The organism is Streptomyces sp. NPDC111507 (genome assembly GCF_055638955.1).
The window spans coordinates 1-14975 of the sequence record NZ_JBVKBU010000001.1 but is presented as its reverse complement, the minus strand read 5'-3'; the positions used below and the strand labels follow the sequence as shown (position 1 = coordinate 14975).

General features: G+C 69.0%; 15 protein-coding genes. 8 read left to right on the top strand and 7 right to left on the bottom strand.

Annotated features, from left to right (window positions below; genetic code table 11):
• The first annotated feature begins 56 nt into the window (after window positions 1–56).
• Complete coding sequence (locus ACZ7M2_RS00075) at window positions 57–2561, top strand: ABC transporter ATP-binding protein/permease (RefSeq protein ID WP_471593501.1); 2505 nt, start codon at window positions 57–59, stop codon at window positions 2559–2561.
• Between the two features lie 84 nt (window positions 2562–2645).
• Here ACZ7M2_RS00075 and ACZ7M2_RS00070 read toward each other — a convergent pair whose 3' ends face one another.
• The 3 genes from ACZ7M2_RS00070 to ACZ7M2_RS00060 form a co-directional block, all read right to left on the bottom strand.
• Window positions 2646–3410 (bottom strand): transglycosylase SLT domain-containing protein, encoded by a 765-nt coding sequence (locus ACZ7M2_RS00070; protein ID WP_471593500.1) that lies wholly within the window; start codon window positions 3408–3410, stop codon window positions 2646–2648.
• Window positions 3411–3709: 299 nt separating this feature from the next.
• Window positions 3710–4792: an S-adenosylmethionine:tRNA ribosyltransferase-isomerase gene (locus ACZ7M2_RS00065; RefSeq protein ID WP_471593499.1), complete on the bottom strand. Its 1083-nt coding sequence runs from the start codon at window positions 4790–4792 to the stop codon at window positions 3710–3712.
• Complete coding sequence (locus tag ACZ7M2_RS00060) at window positions 4789–5484, bottom strand: SDR family NAD(P)-dependent oxidoreductase (protein ID WP_471593498.1); 696 nt, start codon at window positions 5482–5484, stop codon at window positions 4789–4791. The genes ACZ7M2_RS00065 and ACZ7M2_RS00060 overlap by 4 nt, the downstream gene beginning before the upstream one ends.
• 188 nt (window positions 5485–5672) lie before the next feature.
• Between ACZ7M2_RS00060 and ACZ7M2_RS00055 the strand changes: the two genes are divergently transcribed.
• The 3 genes from ACZ7M2_RS00055 to ACZ7M2_RS00045 all read left to right on the top strand — a co-directional run bounded on the left by ACZ7M2_RS00055 (window position 5673) and on the right by ACZ7M2_RS00045 (window position 7881).
• Window positions 5673–6842, top strand: coding sequence for a GAF domain-containing sensor histidine kinase (locus tag ACZ7M2_RS00055; protein ID WP_471593497.1), 1170 nt, complete (start codon window positions 5673–5675; stop codon window positions 6840–6842).
• Window positions 6835–7476 (top strand): response regulator, encoded by a 642-nt coding sequence (locus tag ACZ7M2_RS00050; protein ID WP_054232215.1) that lies wholly within the window; start codon window positions 6835–6837, stop codon window positions 7474–7476. Before ACZ7M2_RS00055 ends, ACZ7M2_RS00050 begins: the two co-directional genes overlap by 8 nt.
• Window positions 7477–7635: 159 nt before the next feature.
• Complete coding sequence (locus ACZ7M2_RS00045) at window positions 7636–7881, top strand: chaplin (protein ID WP_054232214.1); 246 nt, start codon at window positions 7636–7638, stop codon at window positions 7879–7881.
• Between the two features lie 209 nt (window positions 7882–8090).
• On the opposite strand, the gene ACZ7M2_RS00040 is transcribed toward ACZ7M2_RS00045, so the two are convergent.
• Window positions 8091–8879, bottom strand: coding sequence for a hypothetical protein (locus tag ACZ7M2_RS00040; protein WP_471593496.1), 789 nt, complete (start codon window positions 8877–8879; stop codon window positions 8091–8093).
• 121 nt (window positions 8880–9000) lie between these two features.
• Between ACZ7M2_RS00040 and ACZ7M2_RS00035 the strand changes: the two genes are divergently transcribed.
• The 3 genes from ACZ7M2_RS00035 (at window position 9001) to ACZ7M2_RS00025 (ending at window position 11367) form a co-directional block, all read left to right on the top strand.
• Window positions 9001–9792 carry an ABC transporter ATP-binding protein gene (locus tag ACZ7M2_RS00035; RefSeq protein ID WP_352051741.1) on the top strand — a complete coding sequence of 264 codons (792 nt, stop codon included), beginning with the start codon at window positions 9001–9003 and terminating at the stop codon, window positions 9790–9792.
• A gap of 73 nt (window positions 9793–9865) precedes the next feature.
• Entirely contained in the window at window positions 9866–10300 is a 435-nt protein-coding gene (locus ACZ7M2_RS00030; RefSeq protein ID WP_471593495.1) for an NfeD family protein, read from the top strand.
• Window positions 10301–10431: 131 nt separating this feature from the next.
• Window positions 10432–11367 (top strand): SPFH domain-containing protein, encoded by a 936-nt coding sequence (locus ACZ7M2_RS00025; protein ID WP_054230569.1) that lies wholly within the window; start codon window positions 10432–10434, stop codon window positions 11365–11367.
• Between the two features lie 80 nt (window positions 11368–11447).
• Here ACZ7M2_RS00025 and ACZ7M2_RS00020 read toward each other — a convergent pair whose 3' ends face one another.
• The 3 genes from ACZ7M2_RS00020 to ACZ7M2_RS00010 all read right to left on the bottom strand — a co-directional run bounded on the left by ACZ7M2_RS00020 (window position 11448) and on the right by ACZ7M2_RS00010 (window position 13471).
• Window positions 11448–11954, bottom strand: a complete 507-nt coding sequence (locus ACZ7M2_RS00020; RefSeq protein WP_190170393.1) for an HNH endonuclease — start codon at window positions 11952–11954, stop codon at window positions 11448–11450.
• Window positions 11955–12112: 158 nt separating this feature from the next.
• On the bottom strand, window positions 12113–12646 hold the full coding sequence (locus ACZ7M2_RS00015) for a YbhB/YbcL family Raf kinase inhibitor-like protein (protein WP_471593494.1): 534 nt from the start codon (window positions 12644–12646) through the stop codon (window positions 12113–12115).
• 39 nt (window positions 12647–12685) lie between these two features.
• Complete coding sequence (locus ACZ7M2_RS00010; protein ID WP_470054973.1) at window positions 12686–13471, bottom strand: sporulation protein; 786 nt, start codon at window positions 13469–13471, stop codon at window positions 12686–12688.
• Window positions 13472–13707: 236 nt separating this feature from the next.
• On the opposite strand from ACZ7M2_RS00010, the gene ACZ7M2_RS00005 reads away from it, so the two are divergent.
• Window positions 13708–14349 (top strand): DNA-3-methyladenine glycosylase, encoded by a 642-nt coding sequence (locus ACZ7M2_RS00005; protein WP_471593493.1) that lies wholly within the window; start codon window positions 13708–13710, stop codon window positions 14347–14349.
• Window positions 14350–14975 lie beyond the last annotated feature (626 nt).

The window sequence follows — 14975 nt, the reverse complement described above, 5'->3', positions numbered from 1 at the left end:
ATCCCTAGACTCCCTGTGATGGGGGAACTTCGGGGGACAACTCAGTGGGGCATGGAGTGCCGGAACTCGTACTGGAATTGAATGGACGGACCTGGACGCTCGATGCGTCCAGGCCATACACCCTCGGACGTGATCCGCAGGGGGACGTCGTGCTCGACGACGCCAGGGTCTCCTGGCGTCACGCCACGATGAGCTGGGACGGCCGGAGTTGGGTCATCGAGGACCACGGCAGCACCAACGGCACCTTTGTGCAGGGGCAGCGGATCCATCGGATGGAGATCGGCCCCGGTTCGGCCGTGCACCTCGGCAATGCGACCGACGGCCCGCGTCTGAACCTCTCCGGCGCCGCGGCCGCCGTCGCGCAGCCTCAGCAGCAGCCCTACGCCGCGCAGGGCGCGAGCCCCGGCTGGGCGCAGCAGGCACCGCCGCAGCAGACGCCGGAGAAGAGTCACCAGCAGCCGCAGCAGCCCGCGGCGCACGTGCCGCAGCAGCAGGGACCCGGTGGTGGCGCGGGGGCGCCGCCGGTCTACGGCGACCGCAGCCCGACCACCTTCCACCAGCTCGACCTCGGGCGGGTGATGCGCATCGGCCGTGCGCTGGAGAACGAGCTGGTCGTCTCCGACCTCCAGGTCTCGCGCCACCACGCCGAGTTCCACGCGACGCCCGGCGGTCGCTTCGAGATCCGTGACCTCGGCTCGCACAACGGCACCTACGTCAACGGTCAGCCGATCGCCAAGGGCGGCTCGGCGCTGCTCGGCCCGAACGACATCGTCGGCGTCGGCCACTCGACGTTCCGCCTGGTCGGCGACCGGCTCGAGGAGTTCGTCGACACCGGTGAGGTCTCCTTCTCGGCCCGCCATCTGACGGTGACGGTCGACGGCGGCAAGCAGATCCTCAAGGACGTCTCCTTCGGCGTCCCCGAGAAGTCGCTCATCGCGGTCATCGGCCCCTCGGGCTCCGGCAAGTCGACGCTCCTGAAGGCGCTCACGGGCTACCGCCCCGCCAACCAGGGTGACGTCCTCTACGACAACCGGAACCTGTACAAGCAGTTCGCCGAGCTGCGCCAGCGCATCGGTCTGGTCCCGCAGGACGACATCCTGCACAAGGAACTCACCGTCAAGAAGGCCCTCAAGTACGCGGCCAAGCTGCGCTTCCCCGCCGACACCACGGCGGCCGAGCGTGAGGCCCGTATAGACGAGGTGCTGCGCGAGCTGAAGCTGGACATCCACAAGGAGAAGAAGGTCACCTCCCTCTCCGGCGGCCAGCGCAAGCGCGTCTCGGTGGCCCTGGAGCTGCTGACCAAGCCGTCACTGATCTTCCTGGACGAGCCGACCTCCGGTCTCGACCCGGGCATGGACCGCGATGTCATGCAGCTGCTGCGCGGCCTCGCCGACGACGGCCGTACGGTCCTCGTCGTCACGCACTCCGTGGCCGAGCTGGCGATCTGCGACAAGCTGCTGGTGATGGCGCCGGGCGGTTCGGTCGCGTACTTCGGTCCGCCGGAGGAGGCCCTCAACTTCTTCGGGTACGAGACCTGGGCCGACGTCTTCTCCGCCTTCGAGAACTACCGCGACTACGACTGGGCGGGCCGCTGGAAGGGCTCGCAGCACTACCAGATGTATGCCGCGGACATCGACGCCGTCGCTCCGCAGTCGGCCAATGTGACGCCGCCGCAGGCGATGAAGCCGCCGAAGCCGCAGGGCTGGTTCTCCCAGCTCAGCACGCTGGTACGGCGCTATGTGTCGGTGATCGTGTCCGACAAGGGCTTCCTGGCGCTGACGGTGATCCTGCCGGCCGTGCTCGGCGCGGTGAGCCTGCTCATCGACCCGAACAAGACCCTGCTGGTGAACCCGCAGGTGAACCCGAAGACGGGCGTGCACGTGCCGAACGGCACGGCCACCACGGTGCTGCTGATCCTCGCGGTCGGCGCCTGTTTCGCGGGCGCGGCGAACTCCGTCCGTGAGCTGATCAAGGAACGGGTGATCTACGAGCGGGAGCGCGCCACCGGCCTGTCCCGCTCGGCGTACCTGATGTCCAAGGTGGTCGTGCTCGGCGTGGTCACGGTGCTGCAGGGCGCCATGGTCGGCGCGATCGGTTTCACCAGCCGCACCAAGCCCACCGAGGGCGTGGTCTTCGGCCATTCGGTGCTACTGGAACTCTCCATCCCGATCATGGCGCTGGGCTTCGCCTCGATGATGTTCGGCCTGGTCATCTCCTCGCTGGTGAAGACGGCCGAGAAGACCATGCCGCTGCTGGTCATGTTCGCGATCATCCAGGTCGTGTTCACCGGCTGCCTGTTCATCCTGAACGGCAAGATCGGCGTCAACGAGTTCTCGTACCTGATGCCCTCGCGCTGGGCGGTCGCCGCCGCCGGCGCCACGCTGGACTTCAACAACATCAGTCCGAACACGGACGACCCGTCCAGCACGGACCCGCTGTGGAACCACACGGCGTCCGCCTACGGCATGGACATCGTCGCGCTGCTCGTCCTGGCCGCCGTCTGCGGCTTCTTCGTGGCCCGCTTCCTGCGCCGCCACGAGCCCGAGGTCATGCGCAAGTAGTCCCGCGCGCACGCATGCCGAAGGGCGGCACCCCAACACCGGGGTGCCGCCCTTCGGCGTACGCGTCAGAGGTCCGCGCAGGCCTCAGTACGCGCTGTTGACGTTGTCCATCGAGCCGTACTTGTCGGCCGCGTAGTTGGCGGCGGCGGTGATGTTGGCGACCGGGTCGTAGATGTTCCACGAGGTGCCGGGCACGTGGTACGCCTTGAACGTCGGCGGGATGACCTGCAGCAGGCCCTTCGACGGGATGCCGTTGATGGCGTTGATGTCCCAGCCGTTGATGGCCATCGGGTTGCCCGAGGACTCGCGCATGATGTTGCGGTGCAGCCCGTTGTACGAACCCGGGATGCCCCTGCTCTTCATGATGTCGAGCGACTGACGGATCCAGCCGTCGAGGTTGTTGGCGTACGTCTTCGTGGCGTACGTGTTCGTGGCGACCGTCTTCATGGCGACCGTCTTCATGGCGACCGTCTCGATCGCGGGGCGCTGCACGGAGCGGCTCGCGGCCTGCACCTTGCGCACGTTCTCGGCGGCCTTCTCGGCGGCGGCCGTGTCGGCGGCCTTCTTGGCGACGTCGGCCGCCTTCTTCTTCGCCTCGATGGCCTGGGTCTTCAGGCTCGCACCGGCCTGCTGGTCGGTGATGCGGGCCTGGACGTTCTTGATCGGCTGCTGGCTGAAGACGACCGGGGCCGCGGAGATGGCGGCGTCGCTCGTGGTGGCCTGCGTGTGGTTCGGCGCCAGCGAGAACGCGAGGGTCGCGGCACCGAGGGTGGCGACACCGGCGACCGAGAGCTTGTGGAGCTTCGTCAGCTTCGGACTATGGCCAGGAGTGCGGGTGTTCTTGGTCATGGCTGATGGACCTCTTCGAATAGCGCGGAGGTCGCTCCCGGTCCGGTGGGGGACAGAGTGTTTCCGGATCTGGCGCCGGGGGGTGAAACCCTCGGTGCTGAGCGACGAGTGCCATTCTTAGCGGCCGCAAAATACCGTGGCAAAGGTGTGACGTACGACGGAAGGTAGTAGGCCCAGTAGGGGCAAATCGGGGCAGACTGTCACGTCTGCCCCGCTCACTATGCCCGCCTTTATCTCCTATGCACCTTCGTACGTGATGTGCGCCCTATGTGCGGGCTCACATCGGCCCTCTGGAATTCTCACGGGCGGTTGCTGGAGCAACGCTCAGTGTGAGGGCCTCCCTCCGGGAGGATGAGGTGCACGTCCCCGAACTCGTGCCACAGGTAGAGCCCGTTCAACGCCTCGCCGTAGCTGCGCTCGATCGCCGCCCGTCCCGCGATCGCCTCCAGCATCAGCAGATGCGAGGCCTGAGGCTCGTGCAGCCCGGTCAGCAGCCCGTCCACCACCCGCACACCCCGCTCCGGGGTCACCACGAGGTCCGTCCAGCCCTTCCGGGCCCGGACCACCCCGCCGGCGTCGACGGCCGACTCCACGGCGCGTACGGCCGTCGTACCGACCGCGAGGATCCGCCCCTGCCCCGCTCTCGCGGCGTTGATCAGCCGGGCCGACGCCTCCGGCACCTCGTACCGCTCCGGATACGGCGGCTCATGGGCCTCCGCCGACGCGACACCGGTGTGCAGCGTGATCGGCGCGAACTGCACGCCCCGGCTCACCAGCTCCGCCACCAGGCGCGCGGTGAACGGCCGCGCCGCGCTCGGCATCTCCGCACTGCCGCCGTCGGCCGACGGCAGCGCGAACACCGTCTGGTAGACGGACAGCGGCTGGTCCCTCTGTGTATAGGAGTAGCGAATGGGGCGCCCGTGGCGCCGCAGCAGCCCGAGCACGTCCGGATCCGACACCCGCCCCCACCACAACCGCGAGCCGTACGGCGTCAGCGGCTCCTCCAGTACGAGGCGTACGTCCCCGGCAAGTCGCACCTTCGTACCCGCGGGTCCGCCCGCGCGCGCACGTGTGGTGCCCCTTCCGTCGGGATCCCGCAACTCGACGGCCCACCGTCCGTCATCGCCCCGCGTGGAGAAATGCACCACCACGCGCGCGTGCCCGATCCGCCCGTCCACGGCGGCCGCCAACGTGGCGGAGGTGTTGACGATCAGCAGATCCCCCGCCCGCAGCAGCCGCGGCAGCTCCACGAACGCGTGATGCGACACCTCCGTACCGCACGACACGAGCAGCCGCACGGAGTCCCGGTCCCGCCCGGGCCCGCGCTGCTCGGCCGGCACCCGCGCCGACCGCTCCTCCGGAACCCGCACGGTCGTCGTCATCGCACCTCCAGCAGCGCCGGAGCGCCGTAGCGGCCACTGGCAGGGCGTTCGTCCAGCAGCCGCAGAAAGGCCGGAACCACGCTGTCCGGCGTCGGCCGCGCATCGTCGTCGTCCGGCACGGCCGCCGCGTACAGGTCCGTGCCCATGTCCCCCGGGTCCACGGCCCACACCCGCAGCCCGGGCTCCTCCACGCCGAGCACGGCCGCCAGATGGTCCAGGGCGGCCTTGGACGCGCCGTACCCACCCCACGTCTCGTACGCCTCCGCGGCCGCGTCCGAGCTGACGGCGACGACCGCGCCGGCCGGTGCGGCCCGCAGGAGCGGCAGCGCCTCCTGGACCAGGCCCAGCGCCGCGACCACGTTGACCTCCAAGGCGTGGCGCAGCCCGTCCAGGGTCAGGTCCTCCAGACGCACCAGCGGCTCGGCGCCCAGCGCGCTCGCGTTGTTCACCAGCAGGTCCACGCCGCCGAGCCCGCGGGCCGCCGCCACCAGCCCGGCGCGGTGCCCGGCGTCCCCCACATCCCCGGGCAGCGCCTCCACCCGGGTCCCGTACGCGGACAGCGCCCGAGCCGTCTCCTTCAGCACTCCCGCGGTCCTGGCGTCGAGCACCAGATCCCAGCCGCGCTCCGCCAAGGCCGCGGCCAGCGCCCGGCCCAGCCCCTTCGAAGCACCCGTGATGATCGCTACCGGCATGACGTCCGTCCCCTCGTCCCAGCACCGCCGCTCCGGGCGGGTGCCTTCAACGTAGGAACCGGGCCGCCCTCGCCGCCTCGTGCGCGGGCCCCAATGACCTGGGGCCCTTCGCCCTAGGCCCACCGGCCTAGACAGCCGCCACCACAGGTCGGATACGCACTGTCACACCCCGCCGGTACGTTGGGGACATGAGCCAAGGCCCCCGGTCCGGTCTGTACGCGGTGAGCTCCGCGCTGCTGGCCATGAGCAGGCACCTCGAGGTGCGCGACGTCCTCAAGACGATCGTCGCCTCGGCCCGCGAGCTGCTCGACGCGCAGTACGCGGCGCTCGGTGTGCCCGACGACCACGGAGGTTTCGCCCAGTTCGTGGTCGACGGGGTCAGCGACGCCCAGTGGAAGGCCATCGGCCCGCTTCCGCGCCAGCACGGCATCCTCGCCGCGATGCTGCACGAGGCCCGCCCCGAGCGTCTCGCCGACGTCCGCAAGGACTCCCGCTTCGAGGGCTGGCCCGCCGCCCACCCCGACATGTCCGACTTCCTGGGCCTGCCGATCCGCGACGGCGACGAGGTCATCGGCGCCCTGTTCCTGGCGAACAAGAACAGGACGAAGGAGAACCAGCAGGACTGCTCCGCACCGGACGGCGGCTGCGGCTTCACCGAGGACGACCAGGAACTCCTCACGATCCTCGCCCAGCACGCGGCGATCGCCCTGACCAACGCCCGCCTCTACGAGCGCAGCCGCGAACTCACCATCGCCGAGGAGCGCTCCCGGCTCGCCCACGAGCTCCACGACGCCGTCAGCCAGAAACTCTTCTCCCTGCGCCTGACCGCCCAGGCCGCCGCCGCCCTCGTGGACCGCGACCCCGCACGCGCCAAGGGCGAACTGCACCAGGTGGCCGTGCTCGCCGCGGAGGCGACCGAAGAGCTGCGCGCCGCCGTCATCGAACTGCGCCCCGCCGCCCTCGACGAGGACGGCCTGGTCGCCACCCTGCGCACTCAGATACAAGTCCTCGACCGCGCCCACTCCGCGCGCGTGACCTTCGCCGGCCACGGCGTGCGGGCGCTGCCCGCCGCCCAGGAGGAGGCCGTGCTGCGCGTCGCCCAGGAGGCCCTGCACAACGCGCTGCGGCATTCTGGAGCCGGCCGCGTCGATGTCACCCTGGAGAAGCGCGGCACCGGCACCGTCCTGCGCGTCAGTGACGACGGCAGCGGCTTCGAGCCCACGGCGATCCGCGCCGCGGGACGCCACCTGGGCCTGGTCTCCATGCGCGACCGGTCGAGCGGGGTCGGCGGCACTCTCAGCGTGGAATCGGCGCCCGGAAAGGGCACCACGATCGAGATGGAGGTCCCTGGTGGCTGACGCAATCAAGGTGCTGCTCGTCGACGACCACCAAGTGGTCCGCCGGGGCCTGCGCACCTTTCTCGAAGTACAGGACGACATCGAGGTCGTGGGCGAGGCGTCCGACGGCGCCGAAGGGGTCGCCCGCGCCGAGGAGCTGAAGCCCGACGTCGTCCTCATGGACGTCAAGATGCCGGGCATGGACGGCATCGACGCGCTGCGCAAGCTCCGTGAACTCGCCAACCCCGCGCGCGTGCTGATCGTCACCAGCTTCACCGAACAGCGCACGGTCGTCCCGGCCCTGCGCGCGGGCGCCGCCGGCTACGTCTACAAGGACGTGGACCCCGACGCCCTCGCCGGAGCCATCCGTTCCGTGCACGCAGGACACATCCTGCTCCAGCCCGAGGTGGCGGGTGTCCTGCTGTCCCAGGAGGAGGCCAACTCGGGCCAGGGGAGAGGCGGCTCGCTCACCGAACGGGAGCGCGAAGTGCTCGGCCTGATCGCGGACGGCCGCTCCAACCGGGAAATCGCACGCGCGCTCGTCCTCTCCGAGAAGACCGTCAAGACGCATGTCTCGAACATCCTGATGAAGCTCGACCTCGCCGACCGCACACAGGCCGCGCTCTGGGCCGTACGCCATGGGGCCGCGGGCTGATCGCCCGCGCGGCGACGGCAACTCGGAGGGTTCCGTTCCGGGCTGAGATTCATACCGTCGTGTGTATGTCACCCGGATGGCGCATCCTCCGGGGATCTCGGCCGTTCTCCAGTGCGTGCCGCGGCGACTGCCGCGGTGATCGCTAGGGAGGGCTCAGAAGTGAAGAACCTGAAGAAGGCCACGGCTGTCGCGATGGTGGCCGGCGGGCTGGTCGCCGCCGGTGCCGGTATGGCGTCCGCGACGGACGGCTCGTGGGCGGGCGGCAACGCCGCGGGCTCCCCGGGCGTCGTCTCGGGCAACGTCATCCAGGCCCCGATCCACATCCCCGTGAACGCGGTCGGCAACAGCGTGAACGTCATCGGCGTCCTGAACCCGGCCTTCGGCAACCTGGGCCTCAACCACTGAGACCCAAGCCCCCACCACCCCCACCGGCCTCCCAGGCTCCCCTGGGAGGCCGACTGCCGTGCCCCTTCGGGGGCCGTCGGGGGGAAGGGGCGCGGGGAACTGCGCGCCAAGCCCCACCCACCCGCAGCCAACAAGCGCACGGGGGTCTGGGGGCGGAGCCCCCAGGGACGGGATGGGACGGGTAGGGGCGGCGGGGGCGCGAACAGACCTCAGCGACCCCCCCGCTCCCGCTCCTCCACGAACGCGTTGTACGCAGCCACCTGCGCCCGCCGAGCCGTCCGCTCAACCGGCCGCAACGCCAACGCCCGCGCCGAGATCTCCGACGCGCTCACCGCCCCGCCATGCCCGTTCTCGTAGGCGACGGAGATCAGCAACCCCACCCGCTGGGCCAGCTCCAGCACCCGCACGGCACGCGGCGGATACCCCGGCGCCAACACCTCCCGCCCCCGCTCGGCCCGCGCCCGGTACGCGTCGACCGCCGCCTCGGCGACCGGCCCCGACCCCGCCACGTCGAGGCGCGACAACACCTCCGTCGCCTCACGCAGCGCCTCCGCGAGCTCCCGCTCGGCCTCACCGAGCGAGGGCACATCCGCCGGCGGTGCCTCCCGCACGGCGAGGCAGTGCCACACCACCTCGACATGGACATCACCCTCGGGCCCGGCCTCGTACACCTCGGGAACGAGCCCGAGCGCCGCCCCGTGGCAGACCACCGCCTCCTCCGCGTCGAGGGCGCGCGCATTGAAGTCCGGCGGCCCGCTCAGCCCGAGCGGATGCCCCGGCGCGGGCAGCGCGACCCGCAGTCCTTTCACCCCGAGCGCACGAAGCCGGCCGAGGGCGAGCGTGAGCCCAACGGGCCCGGACTCACCCGGCAGCCCCTCGACCCGGTGCACCGCGTCCTCACCGACGATGGCGAGCACCGCGTCATCCGGCGAAACAAGTCCGGCCAAAAGGGCATTTCCCCATGCGGCCAAGCGTCCTGAGCGTGGTTCCGAGAGCATGCCTCCACCCTAAGGACCGACCGATGGATGGGAGCGACCGACCGGTGGCGTAGGTTTTCCCTGGGGGCTGCGTCCACAGACGTAAGCGACGGCCGAGACTGCAATGGGAGACAACGCGCTCATGAGCGATGTACTGGAGCTGGAGGACGTGTCCGTGGTCCGAGAGGGCCGGGCTCTGGTGGACCAGGTCTCCTGGTCGGTCAAGGAGGGGGAGCGCTGGGTCATCCTCGGCCCGAACGGCGCCGGAAAGACGACCCTCCTGAATCTCGCCTCCAGCTATCTCTTCCCCAGCCAGGGCACCGCCACCATCCTCGGCGAAACCCTCGGCAAGGTCGACGTCTTCGAGCTGCGCCCGCGCATCGGCGTGGCCGGTATCGCCATGGCCGAGAAGCTCCCCAAGCGCCAGACCGTCCTGCAGACCGTGCTGACGGCCGCGTACGGCATGACCGCGGGCTGGCACGAGGACTACGAGGACATCGACGAGCAGCGCGCCCGCGCCTTCCTCGACCGCCTCGGCATGAGCGACTACCTGGACCGCCGGTTCGGCACCCTCTCCGAGGGCGAGCGCAAGCGCACCCTGATCGCCCGCGCCCTGATGACCGACCCCGAGCTGCTGCTGCTCGACGAGCCCGCCGCGGGCCTCGACCTCGGCGGGCGCGAGGACCTCGTCCGTCGCCTCGGCCGCCTCGCCCGCGACCCGATCGCCCCCTCCATGATCATGGTCACGCACCACGTCGAGGAGATCGCTCCCGGCTTCACCCACGTCCTGATGATCCGTCAGGGCAAGGTGCTCGCCGCGGGCCCGCTCGAACTCGAACTCACCTCGCGCAACCTCTCCCTCTGCTTCGGACTCCCGCTCGTCGTCGAGCAGGTCGGTGACCGCTGGACCGCGCAGGGCCTTCCGCTGGCCTGAACACCCGGTACGAGCCCCTTCTCCACCGATCTGCGCCCTGTCCGCGCCCGGCCCGCGGACCTACCATGACCATGTGAACGACATCAACGCATGGGTGTGGTGGCTCGTCGGCGCGGCCGCGCTGGGCATCCCGCTCGTGGTGACCGCGATGCCGGAGTTCGGCATGCTCGCCCTCGGCGCCGCAGCGGCGGCGGCGACAGCGGGCCTCGGCGGCGATGTCGTCTTTCAGGTACTCGTCTTCGCCGTCGTCTCGTTCGCCCTCATCGCCGTCGTGCGACCCGTCGCGGCCCGGCACCGCGCCCAGCGGCCCCAACTCGCCACCGGCATCGAGGCGTTGAAGGGGAAACAGGCCATCGTCCTGGAACGGGTGGACGGTTCGGGCGACGGCCGGATCAAACTCGGCGGAGAGATCTGGTCGGCGCGCGCTCTCGACGCCGGACAGGCCTACGAAGTGGGCCAGGAGGTGGACGTCGTGGACATCGAAGGAGCCACGGCGATTGTGATGTGACCTCGTGCGACGCAAGTGAACCGAACGCCCCACGTGGCAGACGACGGTCTGTCAGACTCGTCGAGCAAGATCTTCAACAACCATAAGATCTTTCGGACATACCGAGGCGGAGAAGGGTACGGGGAGCATCGATGGCACCAATCATCATCGTCCTGATCATTCTGGTGGTGTTGGTATTCATCGCCCTGATCAAGACCATCCAGGTCATCCCACAGGCCAGCGCGGCCATCGTGGAGCGCTTCGGCCGCTACACACGGACCCTGAACGCGGGCCTGAACATCGTGGTCCCGTTCATCGACTCGATCCGCAACCGCATCGACCTGCGTGAACAGGTCGTGCCGTTCCCGCCGCAGCCGGTGATCACCCAGGACAACCTGGTGGTCAACATCGACACGGTCATCTACTACCAGGTCACCGACGCACGCGCCGCCACCTACGAAGTCGCCAGCTACATCCAGGCGATCGAGCAGCTCACCGTCACCACGCTGCGCAACATCATCGGTGGCATGGACCTGGAGCGGACCCTCACCTCCCGCGAGGAGATCAACGCGGCCCTGCGCGGCGTCCTCGACGAGGCCACCGGCAAGTGGGGCATCCGCGTCAACCGCGTCGAGCTCAAGGCGATCGAACCGCCCACCTCCATCCAGGACTCGATGGAGAAGCAGATGCGCGCCGACCGTGACAAGCGCGCCGCGATCCTCACCGCCGAAGGCATCCGCCAGTCGCAGATCCTCACCGCCGAAGGTGAGAAGCAGTCCGCGATCCTGCGCGCCGAAGGTGAGGCCAAGGCCGCCGCCCTGCGCGCCGAGGGCGAGGCCCAGGCCATCCGTACGGTCTTCGAGTCCATCCACGCCGGCGACGCCGACCAGAAGCTCCTCGCCTACCAGTACCTCCAGATGCTCCCCAAGATCGCCGAGGGCGACGCCAACAAGCTCTGGATCGTGCCCAGCGAGATCGGCGACGCCCTCAAGGGCCTGAGCGGCGCCATGGGCAACTTCGGTCCCATGGGCGGCGGTTCGGGCAACGCGGGCACCGAGCGGCGCGAGAAGCCATCCGTCACCGACTGACGCCCTGGTCCCTACGACGATGGGGCCCACCTCCGCCGAAAGGCAGGAGGTGGGCCCCATCGTCGTAGGAACTGCCGGTCCTAGGCAGCGGGTTGGGCCAGCCATTCCGGGAGGGCGTCGAGGTCGTCACGGCCCAGCGCCAGCAGCATCGCGTCCGCGGGCGTCGGCTCGAACGGCTGCCGCAGCAGCGGCATACCCGCCTGCTCCGGAGTCCGGTCCGCCTTGCGGTGGTTGTCCTCCGCGCAGGACGCGACCGTGTTCAGCCAGGAGTCCCGACCGCCCTGCGCGCGCGGCACCACGTGGTCGACCGTCGTCGCCCGCCTTCCGCAGTACGCGCACCTGTGCCGGTCGCGTACCAGCACACCGCGCCTCGACCACGGCGCTTGTCTTCGGAAAGGCACCCTTACATACCTGCACAGCCTTATGACTCGCGGCACGGGTATGTCCAGCGCGGCACCGCGCATACGGAGTTCGGGGTGGGCCTGCTCGACGACAGCCTTGTCCTGCAGCACCAGAACGACGGCTCGGTTCAACGTCACCGTCGACAGCGGCTCAAAGCTCGCGTTCAGAACCAGCGTGTCCCGCATCCAGCCCACCTCCCGTGCGCACCGGCCCACCCCCTGGCGGGCTTGGATCAACTCTGGCCGGGCACGCCGAGATGGACAACGCAATAAAAATGCCCGCCCCTGATCACTTCCAAGACCAGAGGCGGGCAAACGTTCAGTGAACGTGAGTCTTCACCGCTTTACGCGGGCGACGCGTACTCTCCCATCAGCTGGGCGCGCGCCAGCGTATGGAACCGCAGATTGAATCCCACGACGGCCGGCGACACCTCCGCGTCGGGACCGAGCTTCTCCTGATCCACGGCGTACACCGTGAACACATACCGGTGCGCGGGATCGCCGGCCGGCGGCGCGGCGCCACCGAAGTCCTTGGACCCGTAGTCGTTGCGCACCTGAACGGCACCCTCCGGCAGTCCCTCGAACTTGCCGCTGCCCGCACCCGTCGGCAGTTCCGTCACCGAAGCGGGAATGTCGAACACCACCCAGTGCCAGAACCCGCTCCCCGTCGGGGCGTCCGGATCGAAGCAGGTCACGGCGAAGCTCTTCGTCTCCGGCGGGAAGCCGTCCCAGCTCAGCTGCGGCGAGGTGTTCCCGGCCGCGTAGACCTGAGCGTCCTTCAGTACCCCGCCCGGCTCGACGTCCTCACTGGTGACCGTGAAGGCCGGAACGGGCGGATGGAAGTCATGGGGAAGCGGCGGCCTCTTGAGCTCGGTCACGTCAGAACCTCCTGAACGGTGGAATCTCTCGACCCGAGCCTAGAACCAGCTGCGCTTGCTGCCGACCTCGGACAGCCACTGGTTCAGGTACGCGGCCCAGTCCGTGCCCTGGTAGTCGTGCAGCCCCACCCGGAAGGAGCGGTACGAGTCGCTGCCCTCGGTGAAGAGGCCCGGCTTCTTGTCCATCTCCAGGATGACGTCCATCTCGTGGTCGTCCGCGACGAAGCTCAGCTCGACCTGGTTCAGCCCGCGGTACTGCGACGGCGGGAAGAACTCGATCTCCTGGTAGAACGGCAGCTTCTGCCGGGTGCCCCGGATGTGACCGCGCTCCATGTCCGCGTTCTTGAAGCGGAAGCCCAGCTGGATGAAGGCGTTCAGGATCGCCTGCTGCGCCGGCAGCGGGTGCACGTTGATCGGGTCCAGGTCACCGGAGTCCACGGCACGCGCGATCTCCAGCTCGGTGGTCACACCGATGTGCATGCCCCGCAGCGCCTGCCCGTCGATCGTGGTGATCGGCGTCTCCCACGGGATCTCGAGCCCGAAGGGAACGGCGTGCACGGCACCGGCCTGCAGCTCGAAGGCCCCACCGAGCCGCAGCTTCGTGAACTTGATGTCCTGCTTGTACTCCTGGTCGTCGTGTCCCTCGACCTCGACCTTGGCCTGGAGCCCGACCGACAGCCCCTCGATGGCCTGGTTCACGGACCCGCCCTGGATCCGCACCTCACCCTGCACGACACCACCCGGAACGACGTTGACCTCGGTCAGCACCGTCTCGACCGAAGCCCCACCGGCTCCCAGGCTCGCAAGCAGCCGCTTGAACCCCATGTTTCTTCCTCCCCAGGCAAGGCCTGTGCTCCGTCGTACATCCGTCTGGATCCTTGATCCCTACAAACGCGATCCGACCGTGGCCGGTTCCGCGCCCTCACCCTTACAAGGAGGACGCTCCCTGACCACCCGTAGACACGCGCGGGTCCGCACGGACACGCACTCGTGCGGACCCGTACGGCACAGTTCCGCACCCGGCCGCATCCGTCCGGGCCACTGGACTACGCTCGTAGGCCATGATCGCGGCCCCTGACCGTACGCCCATCACCCGGGACTTCTTCGACCGCCCCGTGCTGGAGGTCGCCCCCGACCTGCTGGGGCGCATCCTCGTGCGCACGACACCGGACGGTCCGATCGAGCTCCGTCTCACGGAGGTGGAGGCGTACGACGGCCCGAACGACCCCGGCTCCCACGCCTATCGCGGCCGCACGGCCCGCAATGACGTGATGTTCGGTCCGCCGGGGCATGTATACGTCTACTTCACCTACGGCATGTGGTTCTGCATGAACCTGGTGTGTGGTCCCGAGGGCAACCCGAGCGGGGTCCTCCTCCGTGCCGGGGAGATCATCGAGGGCGCCGAACTCGCTCGCAAACGTCGACTCTCGGCCCGAAATGACAAGGAACTGGCCAAAGGGCCCGCGCGGCTGGCCACGGCCCTCGGCGTGGACAGGGCCCTCGACGGCGCCGACGCCTGCGGCCCCGAGGGCTCTCCACTGACCCTCCTGGCGGGCACCCCCGTCCACTCCGACCAGGTACGCAACGGTCCGCGTACCGGAGTGGCCGGCGACGGGGGCGTCCACCCCTGGCGCTTCTGGGCTGCCAACGACCCCACCGTGAGTCCTTATCGGGCCCATACGCCACGCCGTCGCTCAACTTGACTCGCCCCTGGGGGGTCCGTAATGTAGCCCGAGCCGCTTGACCCGGGTACGGCGTTCAGCCAGCAGCCGGAAGTGGCCAACCCACTACCTACAACTTCCCCTCAGCGGGGGAGAATTCGGCGTGCCTGCATGCCTGAATTCCGGCCCGCGGAACTCGATTATGAGTTGCCGAGGGAATCGGCTAGCGTAGTGAATGTCGAAAGGCCGCGAAGCGAAAGCATTCAAAGCCGGGAGACAGAATCCCTCTCCGACAGGGAATCAGGCCCGAAAGGATCTGATAGAGTCGGAGTCGCCGGAAAGGGAAACGCGAAAGCGGAAACCTGGAAAGCACCGAGGAAATCGGATCGGGAAACGGTCTGATAGAGTCGGAAACGCAAGAACAAAGCAAGACAGCAAGACCGAAGGGAAGCGCCCGGAGGAAAGCCCGAGAGGGTGAGTACAAAGGAAGCGTCCGTTCCTTGAGAACTCAACAGCGTGCCAAAAATCAACGCCAGATATGTTGATACCCCGTCTCCGGCCGATCGGCTGGGACGAGGTTCCTTTGAAAAAGTCCTGCCGGGCACTGCCTGGTAGGCGCACAGCGAGGACGCTGTGAACCGGGGGGATTATTCCTCTCCCTGGTTCCG